Annotated in this window: 20 protein-coding genes and 1 pseudogene; 19 read left to right on the top strand and 2 right to left on the bottom strand. The window is 52.0% G+C overall.

Going from position 1 to position 18,998, the window contains the following annotated elements; translation table 11 throughout:
* The first annotated feature begins 5 nt into the window (after window positions 1–5).
* From HT085_RS00905 to HT085_RS12110, 19 genes and pseudogenes are all read left to right on the top strand, one after another.
* Window positions 6–359, top strand: coding sequence for a DUF2069 domain-containing protein (locus HT085_RS00905; protein WP_003690627.1), 354 nt, complete (start codon window positions 6–8; stop codon window positions 357–359).
* Window positions 349–2,163, top strand: a complete 1,815-nt coding sequence (locus HT085_RS00900) for a PglL family O-oligosaccharyltransferase (RefSeq protein WP_003690624.1) — start codon at window positions 349–351, stop codon at window positions 2,161–2,163. Before HT085_RS00905 ends, HT085_RS00900 begins: the two co-directional genes overlap by 11 nt.
* A 189-nt stretch (window positions 2,164–2,352) precedes the next feature.
* A complete protein-coding gene (gene misR, locus HT085_RS00895; protein ID WP_002214312.1) occupies window positions 2,353–3,030 on the top strand; it encodes a two-component system response regulator MisR in 678 nt (225 codons plus the stop codon).
* Between the two features lie 12 nt (window positions 3,031–3,042).
* Complete coding sequence (gene misS, locus HT085_RS00890; RefSeq protein WP_003687478.1) at window positions 3,043–4,449, top strand: two-component system sensor histidine kinase MisS; 1,407 nt, start codon at window positions 3,043–3,045, stop codon at window positions 4,447–4,449.
* Between the two features lie 117 nt (window positions 4,450–4,566).
* Window positions 4,567–6,990, top strand: a pseudogene (locus HT085_RS00885) (bifunctional acetate--CoA ligase family protein/GNAT family N-acetyltransferase).
* Between the two features lie 44 nt (window positions 6,991–7,034).
* Complete coding sequence (gene rpsP / locus HT085_RS00880) at window positions 7,035–7,280, top strand: 30S ribosomal protein S16 (protein WP_003687476.1); 246 nt, start codon at window positions 7,035–7,037, stop codon at window positions 7,278–7,280.
* A gap of 15 nt (window positions 7,281–7,295) precedes the next feature.
* Entirely contained in the window at window positions 7,296–7,805 is a 510-nt protein-coding gene (gene rimM, locus HT085_RS00875) for a ribosome maturation factor RimM (RefSeq protein WP_003690619.1), read from the top strand.
* Window positions 7,805–8,554: a tRNA (guanosine(37)-N1)-methyltransferase TrmD gene (trmD, locus tag HT085_RS00870; RefSeq protein ID WP_003687474.1), complete on the top strand. Its 750-nt coding sequence runs from the start codon at window positions 7,805–7,807 to the stop codon at window positions 8,552–8,554. Before rimM ends, trmD begins: the two co-directional genes overlap by 1 nt.
* A gap of 14 nt (window positions 8,555–8,568) precedes the next feature.
* Window positions 8,569–8,934, top strand: coding sequence for a 50S ribosomal protein L19 (rplS, locus tag HT085_RS00865; RefSeq protein WP_002217809.1), 366 nt, complete (start codon window positions 8,569–8,571; stop codon window positions 8,932–8,934).
* A 320-nt stretch (window positions 8,935–9,254) separates the two neighbouring features.
* On the top strand, window positions 9,255–9,980 hold the full coding sequence (locus HT085_RS00860) for a metal ABC transporter ATP-binding protein (RefSeq protein WP_169577348.1): 726 nt from the start codon (window positions 9,255–9,257) through the stop codon (window positions 9,978–9,980).
* A 34-nt stretch (window positions 9,981–10,014) separates the two neighbouring features.
* Window positions 10,015–10,890 (top strand): metal ABC transporter permease, encoded by an 876-nt coding sequence (locus HT085_RS00855; RefSeq protein ID WP_003687469.1) that lies wholly within the window; start codon window positions 10,015–10,017, stop codon window positions 10,888–10,890.
* 76 nt (window positions 10,891–10,966) lie between these two features.
* Entirely contained in the window at window positions 10,967–11,881 is a 915-nt protein-coding gene (locus HT085_RS00850) for a metal ABC transporter solute-binding protein, Zn/Mn family (protein WP_003687468.1), read from the top strand.
* 219 nt (window positions 11,882–12,100) lie between these two features.
* Complete coding sequence (locus HT085_RS00845) at window positions 12,101–12,967, top strand: hypothetical protein (RefSeq protein WP_003687465.1); 867 nt, start codon at window positions 12,101–12,103, stop codon at window positions 12,965–12,967.
* 42 nt (window positions 12,968–13,009) lie between these two features.
* Complete coding sequence (locus HT085_RS00840; protein ID WP_003687462.1) at window positions 13,010–13,549, top strand: hypothetical protein; 540 nt, start codon at window positions 13,010–13,012, stop codon at window positions 13,547–13,549.
* Entirely contained in the window at window positions 13,531–13,896 is a 366-nt protein-coding gene (locus HT085_RS00835) for a hypothetical protein (protein ID WP_003687460.1), read from the top strand. Before HT085_RS00840 ends, HT085_RS00835 begins: the two co-directional genes overlap by 19 nt.
* 57 nt (window positions 13,897–13,953) lie before the next feature.
* Window positions 13,954–14,331, top strand: a complete 378-nt coding sequence (locus tag HT085_RS00830) for a hypothetical protein (protein ID WP_003690617.1) — start codon at window positions 13,954–13,956, stop codon at window positions 14,329–14,331.
* Between the two features lie 44 nt (window positions 14,332–14,375).
* Window positions 14,376–14,714, top strand: a complete 339-nt coding sequence (locus HT085_RS11640; protein ID WP_003687455.1) for a hypothetical protein — start codon at window positions 14,376–14,378, stop codon at window positions 14,712–14,714.
* Complete coding sequence (locus tag HT085_RS00820) at window positions 14,702–15,250, top strand: hypothetical protein (protein ID WP_103195334.1); 549 nt, start codon at window positions 14,702–14,704, stop codon at window positions 15,248–15,250. Before HT085_RS11640 ends, HT085_RS00820 begins: the two co-directional genes overlap by 13 nt.
* A 19-nt stretch (window positions 15,251–15,269) precedes the next feature.
* Window positions 15,270–15,461 carry a hypothetical protein gene (locus HT085_RS12110; RefSeq protein WP_003687452.1) on the top strand — a complete coding sequence of 64 codons (192 nt, stop codon included), beginning with the start codon at window positions 15,270–15,272 and terminating at the stop codon, window positions 15,459–15,461.
* A gap of 133 nt (window positions 15,462–15,594) precedes the next feature.
* Here the strand turns inward: HT085_RS12110 and HT085_RS00815 are convergent, their stop codons facing one another.
* Window positions 15,595–16,248: an IS1595 family transposase gene (locus tag HT085_RS00815; RefSeq protein WP_048596853.1), complete on the bottom strand. Its 654-nt coding sequence runs from the start codon at window positions 16,246–16,248 to the stop codon at window positions 15,595–15,597.
* A gap of 61 nt (window positions 16,249–16,309) precedes the next feature.
* A complete protein-coding gene (gene pepN / locus HT085_RS00810) occupies window positions 16,310–18,913 on the bottom strand; it encodes an aminopeptidase N (RefSeq protein WP_003690614.1) in 2,604 nt (867 codons plus the stop codon).
* Window positions 18,914–18,998 lie beyond the last annotated feature (85 nt).

The following is an 18,998-nucleotide window of genomic DNA, read 5'->3' as shown; positions in this document are numbered from 1 at the left end:
CCGCCGTGAACAGACAAACCGCTTACTTCCTTGCCTCCTTCAGCCTGATTGCACTGATTGCCCTATCCCTTTCTTGGGAATTATGGATTGCACCGTTACGCCCGGGCGGTTCGTGGCTCGCGCTCAAAGCCCTGCCCCTCTGCCTGCCGCTTTCAGGTATTCTAAAGAAAAAAATCTATACCTACCAATACAGCTCCATGCTGGTTCTGATTTACTTTGCCGAAGCCGTCATGCGCCTGTTCGACGCCTATCCCGCAGAAAAAATTTGCGCCGCGCTTTCCGCAGTATTCAGCATCATCTTCTTCATATCCTGCCTGTCGTTCGTCAAACAATACAAGGAAACAAACAATGTCCGCTGAAACGACCGTATCCGGCGCGCGCCCCGCCGCCAAACTGCCGATTTACATCCTGCCCTGCTTCCTTTGGATAGGCATCATCCCCTTTACCTTCGCACTCAGGCTGAAACCGTCGCCCGACTTTTACCACGATGCCGCCGCCGCGGCCGGCCTGATTGTCCTGTTGTTCCTCACGGCAGGAAAAAAGCTGTTTGATGTCAAAATCCCCGCCATCAGCTTCCTCCTGTTTGCAATGGCGGCATTTTGGTGGCTTCAGGCACGCCTGATGAACCTGATTTATCCCGGAATGAACGACATCGCCTCTTGGGTTTTCATCTTGCTCGCCGTCAGCGCGTGGGCCTGCAAGAGTTTGGTCGCACACTACGGACAAGAACGCATCGTTACCCTGTTTGCCTGGTCGCTGCTTATCGGCTCCCTGCTTCAATCCTGCATCGTCGTCATCCAGTTTGCCGGCTGGGAAAACACCCCCCTGCTTCAAAACATCATCGTTCACAGAGGGCAAGGCGTAATCGGACACATCGGGCAGCGCAACAACCTCGGACACTACCTCATGTGGGGCATACTCGCCTCCGCCTACCTCAACGGACAACGAAAAATCCCCGCAGCCCTCGGCGCAATCTGCCTGATTATGCAGACCGCCGTTTTAGGTTTGGTCAATTCGCGCACCATCTTGACCTACATAGCCGCCATCGCCCTCATCCTTCCCTTCTGGTATTTCCGTTCGGACAAATCCAACAGACGGACGATGCTCGGCATAGCCGCAGCCGTATTCCTTACCGCGCTGTTCCAATTTTCCATGAACGCCATTCTGGAAACCTTTACAGGCATCCGCTACGAAACTGCCGTCGAACGCGTCGCCAACGGCGGTTTCACAGACTTGCCGCGCCAAAGCGAATGGAATAAAGCCCTTGCCGCCTTCCAGTCCGCCCCGATATTCGGGCACGGCTGGAACAGTTTTGCCCAACAAACCTTCCTGATCAATGCCGAACAGCACACCATACACGACAACTTCCTCAGCACCTTGTTCACCCATTCCCACAACATCATCCTCCAACTCCTTGCAGAAATGGGGATCAGCGGCACGCTTCTGGTTGCCGCAACCCTGCTGACGGGCATTGCCGGGCTGCTGAAACGCTCCCTGACCCCCGCATCACTTTTCCTGCTGTGCGCGCTTGCCGTCAGTATGTGCCACAGTATGCTCGAATATCCTTTGTGGTATGTCTATTTCCTCATCCCCTTCGGACTGATGCTCTTTCTGTCCCCCGCAGAGGCTTCAGACGGCATCGCCTTCAAAAAAGCCGCCAATCTCGGCATACTGACCGCCTCCGCCGCCATATTCGCAGGATTGCTGCACTTGGACTGGACATACACCCGGCTGGTTAACTCCTTTTCCCCCGCCGCTGACGACAGTGCCAAAACCCTCAACCGGAAAATCAACGAACTGCGCTATATTTCCGCAAACAGCCCGATGCTGTCCTTTTATGCCGACTTCTCCCTCGTAAACTTCGCCCTGCCGGAATACCCCGAAACCCAGACTTGGGCGGAAGAAGCAACCCTCAAAGCACTAAAATACCGCCCCTACTCCGCCACCTACCGCATCGCCCTCTACTTGATGCGGCAAGGCAAAGTTGCAGAAGCAAAACAATGGATGCGGGCAACACAGTCCTATTACCCCTACCTGATGCCCCGATACGCCGACGAAATCCGCAAACTGCCCGTATGGGCACCGCTGCTGCCCGAACTGCTCAAAGACTGCAAAGCCTTCGCCGCCGCTCCCGGCCATCCGGAAACAAAACCCTGCAAATGACCCGCGTCGGCGGATGCGGATACCGCCCGAAATGTAAAGCTCCATGCAAGACATTGCAAAAAACAGCAAACCGGTAGGGAAATACGCTATCAAAAAACATTGCAGCCGTGTTAAGATAAACTGTCAAACAATCTTTTCACGCCACGCCCGAAACAGGGTCGGGGCATACCCTTACGAAAAGGAAACACCATGAGCCGCGTATTACTCGTAGATGACGATGCCCTGCTGACCGAACTGCTGACCGAATACCTGAGCGCCGAAGGTCTGAACGTCCGCAGCGTTCCCGACGGGGAAGCAGGCGTACAGGAAATCCTGAGCGGGCAATACGATGTAGTCGTATTGGATTCCATGATGCCCAAAATGAACGGCTTGGATGTCTTGAAAAACGTACGCGCCCGAAGCACCGTCCCCATCATCATGCTGACCGCCAAAGGCGACGACATCGACCGAATCATCGGCTTGGAAATGGGTGCGGACGACTATGTCCCCAAACCCTGCACACCACGCGAACTCTTGGCACGCATCAATGCCATCCTCCGCCGAGCACAACACAGCGGCGAACAGAACAACGCACCCAACAGCATCTCCGTCAGCGATGTCGTCCTATACCCCGCCAAACGCCAGGCATCCGTCAAAGACATGCCGCTCGAACTGACCAGCACCGAATTCAACCTGCTCGAAGTCCTGATGCGCCATGCCGGACAGGTAGTCAGCAAAGAAACCCTGTCCGTCGAAGCACTCGACCGCAAACTGGCAAAATTCGACCGCAGTATCGACGTACACATCTCCAGCATCCGCCACAAGCTGGGCGATGCCTCCCTGATTCAAACCGTACGCGGCTTGGGCTACCTGTTTGTCAAAAACTGAAGCAGCGGGCAAATGAAACTGTTCCAACGCATTTTCGCCACATTTTGCGCGGTTATCGTCTGCGCAATCTTTGTGGCGAGTTTTTCTTTTTGGCTGGTGCAGAACACCCTTGCCGAAAACCAATTCAACCAACGCCGCACCATCGAAACCACATTGATGGGCAGCATTATTTCCGCATTCAAGACACGGGGCGACAACGGCGCGCGCGAAATCCTGACCGAATGGAAAAACAGCCCCGTCTCATCCGCCGTTTACGTCATACAGGGCGACGAGAAAAAAGACATCTTAAACCGCTATATCGACAATTACACCATAGAACGCGCCCGGTTGTTTGCCGCCAACAACCCCCATTCCAACCTTGTCCGCATCGAATACGACCGTTTCGGCGAAGAATACCTGTTCTTCATTAAAGGCTGGGACAACCACCAGGCACAACGCCTGCCCAGCCCGCTGTTTATCCCGGGCCTGCCGCTTGCCCCGATTTGGCACGAATTCATCATCCTCTCCTTCATCATCATTGTCGGACTGCTGATGGCATATATCCTTGCCGGCAACATTGCCAAACCCATCAGAATCTTAGGCAACGGCATGGACAGGGTGGCAAACGGAGAACTTGAAACCCGCATCTCCCAACAGGTCGACGACCGCGACGACGAATTGTCCCATCTTGCCATCCAATTCGACAAAATGGCAGAAAAACTCGAAAAACTTGTCGCCAAAGAACGTTACCTACTCCACCACGTTTCCCACGAAATGCGCTCCCCGCTTGCCCGTATGCAGGCAATTGTCGGACTGATTCAGGCACAGCCCCAAAAACGGGAGCAATATCTCAAACGGCTGGAAGGCGAACTGACCCGCATGGATACGCTGGCCGGGGAACTGTTAACCCTGTCCCGCCTCGAAACCTCCAATATGGCTTTGGAAAAAGAAAGCCTGAAACTCCTGCCCTTCCTGGGCAACCTGGTAGAAGACAACCAAAGTATCGCCCAAAAGAACGGACAGACGGTCGCCCTGTCTGCCGACGGAAAAATCCCCGAAAACACAACCATCCTTGCCAACGAAAGCTACCTGTACCGCGCCTTCGACAACGTCATCCGCAACGCCGTCAACTACAGTCCCGAAGGCAGCACCATCCTGATCAACATCGGACAAGACCACAAACACTGGATAATCGACGTTACCGACAACGGCCCCGGCGTGGACGAAATGCAGCTCCCGCACATCTTCACCGCTTTCTACCGTGCAGACTCCAGCGCCAACAAACCCGGAACAGGACTGGGGCTTGCATTGACCCAACATATTATTGAACAGCACTGCGGCAAAATCATCGCCGAAAACATCAAACCGAACGGTCTGCGGATGCGCTTTATCCTGCCCAAGAAAAAAACCGGTTTCAAAACAGAAAAAAGTGCGAACTGACCATAATGCCGTCTGAACCCGCTTCAGACGGCATTGCACAAACAGTTACCCCAAAACAAACACACAGCGGGTGCATCTCCAAAAATCACGCACATACCGTCCGCAAAGGAATATATCATGCCGGCACAAACCGATCCGGGCTACTTCTTCATGCCCAACCACATTATCCTGATAGGCGCGAGCGAACAACCGTACAGCCTGGGTGAACGCGTACTCAGCAACCTGCTGAGTACGCCCTTTCAAGGAAAAATCACCCCCGTAAACCCGCGCCACCACACCATAGCCGGGCTTCCCGCCTACACCAGCCTCAACAAAATCCCCGGCAGTGCAGACCTGATTATTACCGTTACCCCGCCCGACAGTTACGACACCCTCCTCAAAACCTGCCGTAAAAAGCAGCTCCGACACATCATCCTCATACAGGACTGGGACAGCCTGTCTGCCGCAGAACTGCACACCGCCGAAACTGCCATCCGCAAACACCACGGCAACGGACTCAACATCACCGCCTACACCACCGCAGGCATCCAACTGCCCTCACTCGGACTCAACATCAGTACCCAAGACGGATATGCCGCAGGCCATACCGCCATACTGACCGGCAATGCCGCCGTCAGCCGCCAAATCGACAACATCCTGAACAAACTCCGTCAAGGCACATCCCGCCACATCAACCTGCATCCCGGCATCAGCCCCATCACATCCGCCGATTGGCTCAACCGCTTCGGACACAGCCTGCACACCAAAACCGCCGTCCTACACCACAACCCTGAAGAGGATCAGCGCAGGCTGTTCAGCGCAATCCGCCAATTTACCCGCCATACGCCGCTGATTCTCCACATCACCTGCCTCACGACAGAAACCGACCGTGCCGTACTGCACTGCCTCGCCCGACACTGCAACTTCCTCATCAGTTTCAACGCCGACGACCTCGAAGCCGCACTGAGCGCCCAACTGTCCGACCTTCCACCCCTGTCCCGACTCGACATCCTGTCCGACACGCCTGCCGAATGGCTGCACGCGCACGCACCAAAAAACCTCACCCTCCACTTTCCCAACCTTCCCCACCACATCCGCAACGGACACCTGACCGGCACACCCACACCCTCAATCTGCCACGACATCGCCTCACGTCAGCTTGCCCGCCCCGACACCCAAGCCGTCCTGACCATCCTCGGTCCCTCCGGACACGAGGATTACAAAAAAACAGCACGCGCCCTTATCCGCCTGTCCGAACAGACCGCCAAACCCCTGCTCGTCAACAGCCCCTTTTCAGACGGCATAACACATTTCGACACCCCCGCACAGGCAATCCGCACCCTTTCCTACCGTAACACCGCCGCCGCCCTGAAACAGGCACAGCTCGACATTGCACCGCCGCAGCCATGCCGTCTGAAAACACCGCAACCCCAAAACATCAAAAAAGCCCTTGCAGCGGCAAATCCCGCCCTGCTCGCCGAAGCCCTGCACCTCCCCCTACCGGCACACCACCCATAACGCCGTCCAATTCCAATTCGGCAGCCACCCCCTCTATGGCGACATCCTGACCGCACGCTGCAACGGACAAACCACTGCCGTACTCCCGCCGTTTACCACGCTCGACAGCCGCCACCTTGCCCGCTTTGCCGAACTCGACGGCACACAAACCCTCGATCAGTTCCTGCACACACTGACCGTCATCCCCGAATACCGCCAACACATTTTCGGCATCACCCTCAACCTCAACGGCGGACAATACAGCAGCGATTTCATCTTAAAGACACCCGGAACACACGACACGCCCAAACGCAAGAACACAGGCAAAGCCGCCCAAACCCTCGAACATGCCGCCGCAAAAATGCAGAGTGCCGCCGCATACCTGGAACACAAAAACCCGACAGCCGCCGAATTTCTCCGCCACACAAGCGAAGCCGCCGCAGAACTGCTCGGCAGCAAAACCGAAACCGGAGCAGCCGTACCCAACGTACTTGCCCCCTATCCCGCAGCACACCCCAAAACACTGTCCCTAAAAAACAACACGACCGTTACCATTATCCCCCTTTTACCCGAAGACGCAGAAGCCAAACAGCAGTTCGTCCGCAGCCTCGGCCCCGAAGCACGGTACACACGCTTCATGACCCACACCAACGAACTGCCCGCAGCCACGTTGGCACGCCTGTGCAACCCCGATTACCACTGTGAACCGCATGGACGGCAAGGGATGCCGACAGCAACATCGTCGCCGTCGTCCGCCACAGCCGCCTGAACCGCAACGAATGCGAATTTGGCATCACACTGGCGGAACATATGCGCGGCAGCGGGCTGGCACAGAAAATGATGGAACTCATCATCCAAACCGCCGCACAGCAAGGCTACCTGAGCATGAGTGCCGACATTCTCAAAACCAATACCCCCATGATCAAACTTGCTGAAAAATCAGGATTTACCCTCAAGGAATCGGACACCGAAAAAAACCTGTACCGCGCATATCTGAACCTTGCGGCAGACAAAACAACAGGAAAAACAAATAAAAACTTGCGCACCGGCCACAAAATAACCTAAAATCGGCAGTTTCCATATATCCGATTTTCTCAAAAGGACTCAAAATGGTAGTTATCCGTTTGGCACGCGGTGGCTCGAAACACCGCCCCTTCTACAACGTCATCGTTACTGACTCACGCAGCCGCCGCGACGGCCGCTTCATCGAACGCGTAGGCTTCTACAACCCCGTAGCCAACGAAAAACAAGAGCGCGTCCGCCTCAATGCAGACCGCCTGAACCACTGGATTGCACAAGGCGCGCAAGTCAGCGACTCCGTTGCAAAACTGATTAAAGAACAAAAAGCCGTCTAATCCGCGTTTGCCGCCATGACAGACACTCAAAACCGGGTAGCCATGGGCTACATCAAAGGCGTATTCGGCATAAAAGGCTGGCTGAAAATTGCCGCCAACACCGAATATTCCGACAGCCTTTTGGACTACCCCGAGTGGCATTTGGCCAAGGACGGCAAAACCGTCAGCGTTACCCTTGAAGCCGGAAAAGTCGTCAACGGCGAACTCCAAGTCAAATTCGAAGGCATAGACGACCGCGATTCAGCATTCTCATTGCGCGGTTACACCATCGAAATACCCCGTGAAGCATTCGCCCCGACAGAAGAAGACGAATACTACTGGGCAGACTTGGTCGGCATGACCGTCGTCAACAAAGACGATACCGTTTTAGGCAAGGTAAGCAACCTGATGGAAACCGGCGCAAACGACGTATTGATGATTGACGGAGAACACGGGCAGATTCTGATTCCGTTCGTTTCCCAATATATCGAAACCGTCGATACCGGCAGCAAGACCATTACTGCCGACTGGGGTTTGGACTACTGATGCTTATCCAGGCAGTTACCATTTTCCCCGAAATGTTCGACAGCATTACCCGCTACGGCGTAACGGGACGCGCGAACAGACAGGGAATCTGGCAGTTTGAAGCAGTCAATCCCCGAAAGTTTGCCGACAACAGATTGGGCTATATCGACGACCGCCCGTTCGGCGGCGGTCCGGGAATGATTATGATGGCTCCGCCGCTTCATGCGGCGATAGAACACGCCAAAGCACAATCTTCCCAAACCGCAAAAGTCATCTACCTCAGCCCCCAAGGAAAACCGCTGACACACCAAAAAGCGGCAGAACTGGCAGAACTTACGCATCTGATTCTGCTGTGCGGACGCTATGAGGGAATAGACGAAAGACTGCTGCAAAGCAGCGTCGATGAAGAAATCAGCATCGGAGACTTCGTCGTTTCCGGCGGAGAGCTTCCCGCCATGATGCTGATGGATGCGGTATTGAGGCTCGTACCCGGCATATTGGGCGACATTCAGTCTGCCGAACAGGATTCGTTCTCAAGCGGTATTTTGGACTGCCCCCACTACACCAAACCCTTAGAATTTCAAGGCATGGCTGTTCCGGAAGTATTGCGCTCCGGAAATCATGGCTTGATAGCGGAATGGCGGTTGGAACAATCGCTGCGCCGCACCTTGGAGCGCAGACCCGATCTTTTGGAAAAGCGCGTTTTAATCCCAAAGGAATCCCGCCTCTTGAATAAAATCCTACAAGAGCAACGGGAAATCCAATCATAATTTAGGAAAAAACAATGAACCTGATTCAACAGCTCGAGCAAGAAGAAATTGCCCGCCTGAACAAAGAAATCCCCGAATTCGCACCGGGCGACACCGTAGTCGTATCCGTACGCGTCGTGGAAGGTACCCGCAGCCGTCTGCAAGCCTACGAAGGCGTGGTTATCGCCCGTCGCAACCGTGGTTTGAACAGCAACTTCATCGTCCGCAAAATCTCCAGCGGCGAAGGTGTTGAACGTACTTTCCAACTGTATTCCCCTACTGTTGAGAAAATCGAAGTCAAACGCCGTGGCGACGTACGCCGTGCCAAACTGTACTACCTGCGCGGTCTGACCGGCAAAGCTGCACGCATCAAAGAAAAACTGCCTGCACGCAAAGGTTGATTCAAACCGTTTTCCCCCAATGCCGTCTGAACGTTCAGACGGCATTTTTTATTGCCGCGATGCCGGCAAGGCAACGATATGCCTGACCCTCATCCACCTTAATTAACAATCACTCCCGCCTATTCAAGCAGAATTTACAGACTAAACGTTATACAGTATCATATCCGCCATATAACGATAACCGCTTTGCCAACTTCCCTTTCAAAACTGCAAATCATTATGACACCTTCCCTCTTACTGTCAGGATTGACCTTCCGACTCTTCCTCGCCCTGATTGCCGTATTCCTTTTATGGGGTGTTTACCTTTGGGCGGTATCGGTATGAGCATCATCGTTGAAAACCTGACGGTCAGCTACCGCCGCCGCCCCGCCGTACACCACGTCGACATTACTTTTGAAGAACATAGTATGTGGGCGGTTTTCGGTCCCAACGGCGCAGGAAAATCTACCTTTCTCAAATCCTTAATGGGATTGCAGCCTATCGATACGGGCAGCATCCGGCTGGACGGATTGACCAGTCAAAACATTGCCTATCTCCCCCAACAATCCGACATCGACCGTTCCCAGCCTATGACCGTTTTCGACTTGGCGGCAATGGGGCTGTGGTATGAAATCGGTTTTTTCAAAGGGATAAATACCGCTCAAAAACAACGCGTTCACGAAGCCTTGGAGCGTGTCGGTATGCGGCAGTTTGCCCGCCGCCAAATCGCCCACCTCTCAAACGGACAATTCCAACGCGTCCTTTTCGCCCGGATGCTGGTTCAAAATGCAAAATTCCTGCTTTTGGACGAACCTTTCAATGCTGTTGATGCACGGACAACCTACGAGCTTCTCGACGTGTTGCAAAAATGCCATTGCGGCGGACACGCTATCATTGCCGTTTTGCACGATTACGAACAAGTCCGTGCCTACTTTCCCAATACCCTGCTGCTCGCCCGCGAAAAAATTGCGGCAGGCGCAACCGAGACCATTCTGACAGAATCCTACCTCGCCCAAGCCAGCGCCAAAATGCAGCAACAGGAAAGCCCCGACTGGTGCGCCTCATAAATACTGCCCGAAACCACGCCCCACACCAGACACCATGAACCTCTACGACCTGCTCCTTGCCCCCTTTGCAGAATTCGACTTCATGCACTACGCCCTCGCATCCGTCTTCTGCCTGTCCCTCAGCGCCGCACCCGTCGGCGTATTCCTCGTCATGCGCCGTATGAGCCTGATAGGCGACGCATTGAGCCACGCCGTCCTGCCCGGTGCCGCCGTCGGCTACATGTTTGCCGGCTTGAGCCTGCCCGCTATGGGTGTGGGCGGGTTTGCCGCCGGTATGCTGATGGCGCTGCTTGCCGGACTCGTCAGCCGCTTTACCACCCTGAAAGAAGATGCCAACTTTGCCGCCTTTTACCTGAGCAGCCTCGCCATCGGCGTAATCCTCATCAGCAAAAACGGCAGCAGCGTCGATTTACTCCACCTCCTTTTCGGATCTGTGCTTGCCGTCGATATTCCCGCACTGCAACTCATCGCCGCCGTCTCCGGCCTCACGCTCATTACCCTTGCCGTCATCTACCGCCCCCTGGTGCTAGAAAGCATAGACCCCCTGTTCCTCAAGTCCGTCAACGGCAAAGGCGGGCTTTGGCACGTCGTTTTCCTCATCCTCGTCGTTATGAACCTCGTATCCGGCTTCCAAGCTCTCGGCATCCTGATGTCGGTCGGACTTATGATGCTGCCCGCCATTACCGCCCGCTTATGGGCAAGAAATATGGGGACGCTCATTCTGTTGTCCGTCCTCATCGCCCTTTTTTGCGGTTTGATCGGGCTGCTCATTTCCTACCACATCGAAATCCCTTCCGGCCCCGCCATCATCCTCTGTTGCAGCGTCCTTTATCTCTTTTCCGTCATACTCGGCAAAGAAGGCGGCATCTTGCCCAAATGGTTCAAAAACCACCGCCACCACACCACCTGACCCCGCAAGCCGCTTGAACAAACAGGCGGCTTGTTTTACCATAATGAATGTTATGTTATATCACAGGAAAACAGTTATGAAACACCTCAAACTTACCCTTATTGCCGCATTGCTGGCCACCGCCGCAACTGCCGCACCCCTTCCGGTTGTAACCAGTTTCAGCATTTTAGGCGACGTAGCCAAACAAATCGGCGGTGAGCGCGTAGCCGTACAAAGCCTCGTCGGAGCCAACCAAGATACTCATGCCTATCACATGACCAGTGGCGACATTAAAAAAATCCGCAGTGCAAAACTCGTCCTGCTCAACGGCTTGGGACTTGAAGCCGCCGACATCCAACGCGCCGTCAAACAGAGCAAAGTATCCTATGCCGAAGCGACCAAAGGCATCCAACCCCTCAAAGCCGAAGAAGAAGGCGGACACCATCACGACCACGATCATGACCACGAAGGACACCACCACGACCACGGCGAATATGACCCCCACGTCTGGAACGACCCTGTTCTTATGTCCGACTATGCCCAAAACGTCGCTGAAGCCCTGATAAAGGCCGATCCCGAAGGCAAAGTTTATTATCAACAACGCTTGGGCAACTACCAAATGCAGCTTAAAAAACTGCACAGCGACGCACAAGCCGCATTTAATGCCGTCCCTGCCGCCAAACGCAAAGTCCTGACCGGGCACGACGCATTTTCCTACATGGGCAACCGCTACAACATCAGCTTCATCGCCCCGCAAGGCGTGAGCAGCGAAGCCGAGCCGTCCGCCAAACAAGTCGCCGCCATCATCCGGCAAATCAAACGCGAAGGCATCAAAGCCGTATTTACCGAAAATATCAAAGACACCCGCATGGTTGACCGCATCGCCAAAGAAACCGGCGTCAACGTCAGCGGCAAACTGTATTCCGACGCACTCGGCAACGCGCCCGCAGACACCTACATCGGCATGTACCGCCACAACGTCAAAGCCTTGACCAACGCGATGAAGCAATAAAACCGTTTGATTGGTTTGAATTTGAAAAGGCAAAAGGCCGTCTGAAAATTAAATACGAGGTTTTCAGACGGCCTTCTCTTGTGCAATAAAGCAGTAAACAAATATTGATAAGAAAAAAACAATCAGTATTGAAAATATCGTTAAAAATATTATTTAGACAGATTACATGGAATTTCATTAACATCAGTAGACTTTGATTTCAATCAAGAAAACAATGTCATGAAAAATATTCTCTTAGTATTTGTTAGCTTTGTGCCATTATGTGTCCGCACTGATCTGCCGCTGAATATCGAAGACATAATGACCGACAAGGGAAAATGGAAACTGGAAACTTCCCTTACCTACCTGAACAGCGAAAACAGCCGTTCCGAACTTGCCGCACCGGTTTACATTCAGACCGGCTCCGCTTCCTTTATCCCCGTCCCGACCGAAATTCAAGAAAACGGCAGCAATACCGATATGCTCGCCGGCACGCTCGGTTTGCGCTACGGACTGACCGGCAATACCGACATTTACGGCAGCGGCAGCTATCTGTGGCACGAAGAACGCAAACTCGACGGCAACGGCAAAACCCGCAACAAACGGATGTCCGACATATCCGCCGGCATCAGCCACACCTTCCTCAAAGACGGCAAAAATCCCGCACTCATCGCTTTCCTCGAAAGCACGGTTTACGAAAAATCGCGCAACAAAGCCTCGTCGGGAAAATCGTGGCTCATCGGCGCCACCACCTACAAAGCCATAGATCCGATTGTCCTTTCCCTCACCGCCGCCTACCGCATCAACGGCAGCAAAACCCTTTCAGACGACGTCAAATACAAAGCAGGCAATTACTGGATGCTGAATCCCAACATCTCATTTGCCGCCAACGACAGAATCAGCCTGACCGGAGGCATCCAATGGCTGGGCAAACAGCCCGACCGCATAGACGGCAAAAAAGAATCCGCAAGAAACACATCCACCTACGCCCATTTCGGCGCAGGTTTCGGTTTCACCAAAACCGCGGCTTTAAACGCATCCGCACGTTTCAACGTTTCAGGGCAAAGCAGTTCCGAACTGAAATTGGGCGTACAGCATACATTTTAAGCAGATTTTGATTTTCCAACCTTGTAATCCAAAGGAGTTATTATGAAAAAACAAATCACCGCAGCCGTAATGATGCTGTCTATGATCGCCCCCGCAATGGCAAACGGATTGGACAATCAGGCATTTGAAGACCAAGTGTTCCACACGCGGGCAGATGCGCCGATGCAGTTGGCGGAGCTTTCTCAGAAGGAGATGAAGGAGACTGAAGGGGCTTTTCTTCCATTGGCTATCTTGGGTGGTGCTGCCATTGGTATGTGGACACAGCATGGTTTTAGTTATGCAACGACAGGCAGACCAGCTTCTGTTAGAGATGTTGCTGGCGGATTAGGCGCAATTCCTGGTGATGTAGGTGCTGCAGGAAAGGTTGTTTCCTTTGCTAAATATGGACGTGAGATTAAAATCGGCAATAATATGCGGATAGCCCCTTTCGGTAATAGAACAGGTCATCCTATTGGAAAATTTCCCCATTATCATCGTCGAGTTACGGATAATACGGGCAAGACTTTGCCTGGACAGGGAATTGGTCGTCATCGCCCTTGGGAATCAAAATCTACGGACAGATCATGGAAAAACCGCTTCTAACTCCTCCTTTTTTTCTATTTGAAGATGTGTCTTTGGATATATTTCAAGGATTGTCGGAATTGGAAAAGAAAATAGAGCCGCAGGATTTGATGGATGATGTTTACCGTGCTTTTGATTCGGTTGGAAATATTCTGAATTTCCGTATAGTAGAAAAAGAGCAAAAAGGGTTTTGGGTAAGTACCAAAATCAAAACAGTTGTATTTGATTCGGCAGATATGCCTTCTGATGATCTTTTTCTGAAATGCTTACAGTCTTCATATAAGGCTTATTCTGAAACTGAACCTGCCGGTTTAGATAAACGGCAGCTGATGAAAACGTTAATTCAAAAATGCGGATTCAGTTGTTGACGAAAAAATGGATTCTGAACTAACAGAAACTGATTTCGACCATGTATGAGGTAAAAAATGTCTTTCGGCTATTTGATTGCAACATCGCAACCTTGCGAATTGTTGACAAAATCTCGAGGTGAAACTTTTTCTTTAATTATGGATAAGATGGATTTATGGATTTATTTCAGATTTTGTGAAGGAAATATTTATACAATAAGGAAGAATGAAACTGAATCTTGCCTTACAGAAAGAGGAGGTGAATGGTTGAAACATATTTATGAATTTAATCGGGAAAGTTTTATTTTTTCTGATGTGCTTCTACAAAAGGGAGAAAGCGAAGAGAATTTTTCAGAAATTGTCTTAAAATCAATAAAAAATAATAAAATTTTGACAGTTGAGGTACGGTCAGGCTTGCATTTTGACTTAAGAAATATTTATCGTATTGAGATGTAATAATGCAATTGATATGTGCCGATTGGACAGGTATAGGAAATTTTATGAAAACCTTCGAAAAAACATGGTCTGCACAATATCGGGATATGGAAATTTCAGTACGGAATTTTTGGAATTTGAAACGGACAGGGGCGGAAGTCTATATCAACGGCAGGCGGGTTTATCATAACGAAGCCGGGATGGCGTCTGCTTCTTTGCGTTCGCTAATGGGGGAATACCTGGAATTTGAAGAAAGCGGTACGAAAATTACCGTTGAAATCGGCAGCGCGTGGCATTTTAATGAAACTATAAGAAATATTAATACACATTTAAGAGGTACGAAACTTCCAGGTTCTAACTGGAGAGTTCAAGATAAGGGGCATTTTCATCTTTGGAAAAGATAATAAATTCTAAGGTAAGGGAGACTAATTTTAATCAGGCATGGCGTGTTATACGCGCCATGCAAATAAATAATATATCTGATGAACAGGTTATGATTGTCAAAATGTCTTGTTATCTTAAGAAAGATGAAATTTTTAAGAATATAGAAAGATATGGATATCAGTCATCAGATATTAAGAAAATTAATCCTCCTTTTCCATTAAATATTTTACCTGTTCCCAAACCTTATTATTTTTATCTTTATGATACCCATTTGAATCAAATTTATGATTTGGCTTGGTCATGTAATGATTTTTTAATGTTTGAAATATTTATTTTGGATAGGGAAAGCATCAAATATATAGATAAAGATAAACTTTTTAAACCTGGAGAAACACTATATTTGAATTTTAAATCTATTAAAAATCAATGCAAAAATTATTTTTTTGCGGTTTTGGTTTTGATGCCCCTTACTTTAAAAGCGGTGCGAGTCAAGTGGCAGATTATAATTTTGTTCCTGATGCCTTTTCTTTATTCTTTATTTAATCAAATTATTTGAATAAGCGTAGGGTGGGCACTTGCTGCCCGCGTGTTCTGTTTCAAGTTTATTATTGGGTGAATATTTGGAATTTGAAGAAAACGGTACAAAGATTGCTGCGGAAATCGGCAGTGCATGGCATTTTTTGGGCGCGGCTTGTCGGATTTCAATAAATGGAAAGTATTATGCGGGTAATCGGATTGTTTGGTTTGCCAAAAAAGCCGAAAGCTAGGAATAATTTGACAAGGGCAGCCTGAAAGATTTTCAGGCTGCCTTTTATGTGGAAAATATGATGAAGTTCAAATATGTTTTTCTGTTGGCGTGTGTTGCCGTTTCTTTATCTTAGGGGCTGTACTAGATTATCCCTAAATTCCACACCGATCCCGCAGGATTTTTAGCTGCCGGGACGGTGTGCCGAAGTTAAGTCGAAATTCGCATTCCCTCAACAACGGCGGGAAAGGTTTACGATCGATTCCGTTGTATTTTCGCAAGGCGCGTTTTGCCTGATTCCAAAAGTTCCCAATGCCGTTAATGTGGTTCCGACGGTCTGCAAATTCCTTGGAACGGTTGATGCGGCAACGGATAAAACCGCCCGCGTCCGACTTGCCGCGGCTGCCCGGGCTATCGGCATAAACAATACCGTCCGGCATGATTTTCTTTTTGACGGCAGGGGGCAACGTTTCAGGCTCGGCATTGTCCTCGGCAACGGTATAGGCCCGCCCGTTGCGTTTCGGAATGCCGAAGACAACCGCTTTTCCTGCCGCGCCGCGACCGCGTCTGCCTTTACGCCGTCCGCCGAAACAGCTTGCGCCCGGCCCGGCGGGGCCCTCGAAAACCTCATCGGCAGCCAAGGCCAAACGATGGTTGGTAACCGTGCGGATTTTACGGTAAAACAGTGCCGCCGAATCGGGATGGATACCCAAAATATCGGCGGCAGAACGGGCGGTAACTTCCGGTACAAAAGAACGGAGCGGTTCTTTTTGTACTTCTTTCTTTAATTTGCAGTGTGTTATCTTCATATTTCGAGGGCAACATATCTGCTAATCTGGTACAGACCCTTGTTTTTTCTGTTTGACTGCCTCAACCCAAAATCTTGCCGACGATTTCGCCCACGTCTTTCGACAATCCTTCCTGCGCCCGAATGCACTGCAATTCTTGTTTCACCAAGTTTTTGCGGTGCGGCTCGAGCTTGTTGCAGAGGTTGAACGCCTGCACCAGGCGGGCGGCGACCTGCGGGTTGAAGCGGTCGATTTCGATGACTTTGTCGGCGATGAAGCGGTAGCCGCTGCCGTCTTGTGCGTGAAAATGCGGGACGTTGCGGCTGAAGCTGCCGATGAGCGAACGGGCTTTGTTGGGGTTTTCGAGACTGAATTTCGGATGCTGCAAGGCGGTTTGAACCTGTTGCAGGGTGTCGCTGCGGCGGCTTGAGCCGATAAGGGCGAAATATTTGTCCATCACCAGCGCGTCGTCTGAAAACTTGTCGGCAAACTGCGCCAGCAGGCAGTTGCGCGTATCGCTTTCGTTGCCGTTGACGGCGGACAGGATGCCCCATTCGTGGGTCATGTTTTGCGCCATTTCGCCGTATTTTTCGGCAACAGTTTCGATGTGCGCGGGGTCGGCGCGCAGGACGAAGGCGCGGCAGACGTTGCGCAGCGTGCGCCAGTCGGCGGTTTCGGGGCTGTATTCGTAACTTTGGTTTTCCTGCTTCGCCGCCTGACGGTCCAATTCGTGCCATTTCGGCAGGAAGCGGACGGCAAGCGTATCCAACAAGGCTTCGCGCGCCTGATGGTAGCGCAGCGGGTCGATGTTTTCCGTGCCGTCCCACAGTTCGGCTTCGGACGGCACGCCCAAAAGCAGGGCTTTGAAGGCGTTGTCCAAGAGGTCGTCTGAAATGACTTTTTCGACGGCGGCAAGCAGTTTTTCGTGTTTCGGCAACCCGATGCCGTCTGAAAGTGCGGCAAGGTTGGCGGCGACGGCGCGACGGTAGAGCGTTTGGGCGGCTTCCCAGCGCGTGAAGGCGTCGCTGTCATGGGCGAGCAGAAGCAGCAGGTCGTCGTCGCTGTACGGATAGTTCAGATGCACCGGCGCGCTGAACCCGCGCAGCAGCGAGGGAACGACGGCTTCGGTTACGCCTTCGAGCAGGAAGATCTGTTCGGCTTCGGTCAGCAGCAACACGGCTTCGGTTGCGCGTTTGCCCTGATAATCGAATGCCGCCGCTTCGCCGTTGCGGTTCAGAAGCCCGACTTTGACGGGAATCATCATCGGCTGTTTGTCCGCCATATCGGGCGTGGGCGGCACGGTTTGTTTAATGGTTAACTCGAAAACATTGTTTTTCAGACGGCCTTCGGCTTCCAAAACGGGCGTGCCCGCCTGGCTGTACCACAAGGCGAACTGGTCGAGATTGATGCCGTTCGCATCCGCCATCGCCGCGCGGAAATCGTCGCAGGTCACTGCCTGTCCGTCGTGGCGTTGGAAATATAGCTTCATGCCTTTTTGGAAGCCCTCTTCGCCGAGCAGGGTATGATACATCCGCACCACTTCCGCGCCTTTTTCATAAACGGTCATGGTGTAGAAATTGTTCATCTCCTCATAGCTGACGGGGCGCACCGGATGGGCGGTCGGGCCTGCGTCTTCGGGGAACTGGTTCTGGCGCAGCAGGCGGATGTTCTCGATGCGGCGCACGGCGCGGCCGGCGCGGTCGCCGGAAAACTCTTGGTCGCGGAACACGGTCAGCCCTTCCTTCAGCGAAAGCTGGAACCAGTCGCGGCAGGTTACGCGGTTGCCCGTCCAGTTGTGGAAATATTCGTGTCCGACCACGGATTCAATGCCTTCGAAATCGGTATCGGTGGCGGTGCGGCTGTCGGCGAGGACGAACTTGGTGTTAAAAATGTTCAAACCCTTGTTTTCCATCGCGCCCATATTGAAATCGCCTACGGCGACGACCATGAAAATATCCAAGTCATATTCCAACCCGAAGCGCGTTTCGTCCCACTTCATCGCGTTTTTCAACGATTCCACGGCAAAGCCGACCTTGGGCTTGTCCGCTTCGGTGGTGTAAAACTCGATTTTGACGTTTCTGCCGCTCATGGTGGTGAAACGGTCTTCCGTTACCGCCAAATCGCCCGCGACCAAAGCAAACAGATAACTCGGTTTGGCAAACGGGTCTTCCCATTTCACCCAATGGCGGCCGTCTGAAAACTCGCCGCCGTCGATTTTGTTGCCGTTGGAAAGCAAAACGGGATAGCGTTTTTTGTCCGCGACGATGGTGGTCGTGAACTTGGACATCACATCCGGACGGTCGATGTAGAACGTGATTTTGCGGAAGCCCTCCGGCTCGCACTGGGTAAACAGATTGCCGCCGGAAGCATACAGCCCCATCAGCGATTTGTTTTCCGCCGGCAGGATTTCGGTTTCCACTTCGACGGTGAAGCGTTCGGACGGTACGTCTGCAATCGTCAGCGTCTCGCCTTCCAACACATAATCCGCCGCCGCGCCGTTGATTTTGACGGACAAGAGTTTTGCCGAACCGTCCAACACCAGCGGCTCGCCCGCCCTCTGCGGCTCGACCGTCAAACGCGACTTCACGACGGTTTGCGGTTCGGCAATGTCGAAATGCAGTTCGGTTTCAAGAATGCGGTAGGCAGGCGTTTGGTAATCTTTCAGATAACGGACGGTTTTGCTCATTTTTTTCTTTCAATATTGTTTGGTTTGACTGGAAAAGGCTTCAGACGGCACGGATACAGCTTTTAAAGCGGATTAACAAAAATCA

It is taken from the genome of Neisseria gonorrhoeae (assembly GCF_013030075.1).
Taxonomy (GTDB): domain Bacteria; phylum Pseudomonadota; class Gammaproteobacteria; order Burkholderiales; family Neisseriaceae; genus Neisseria; species Neisseria gonorrhoeae.
This window is presented reverse-complemented; position numbering and strand designations above follow the sequence as displayed.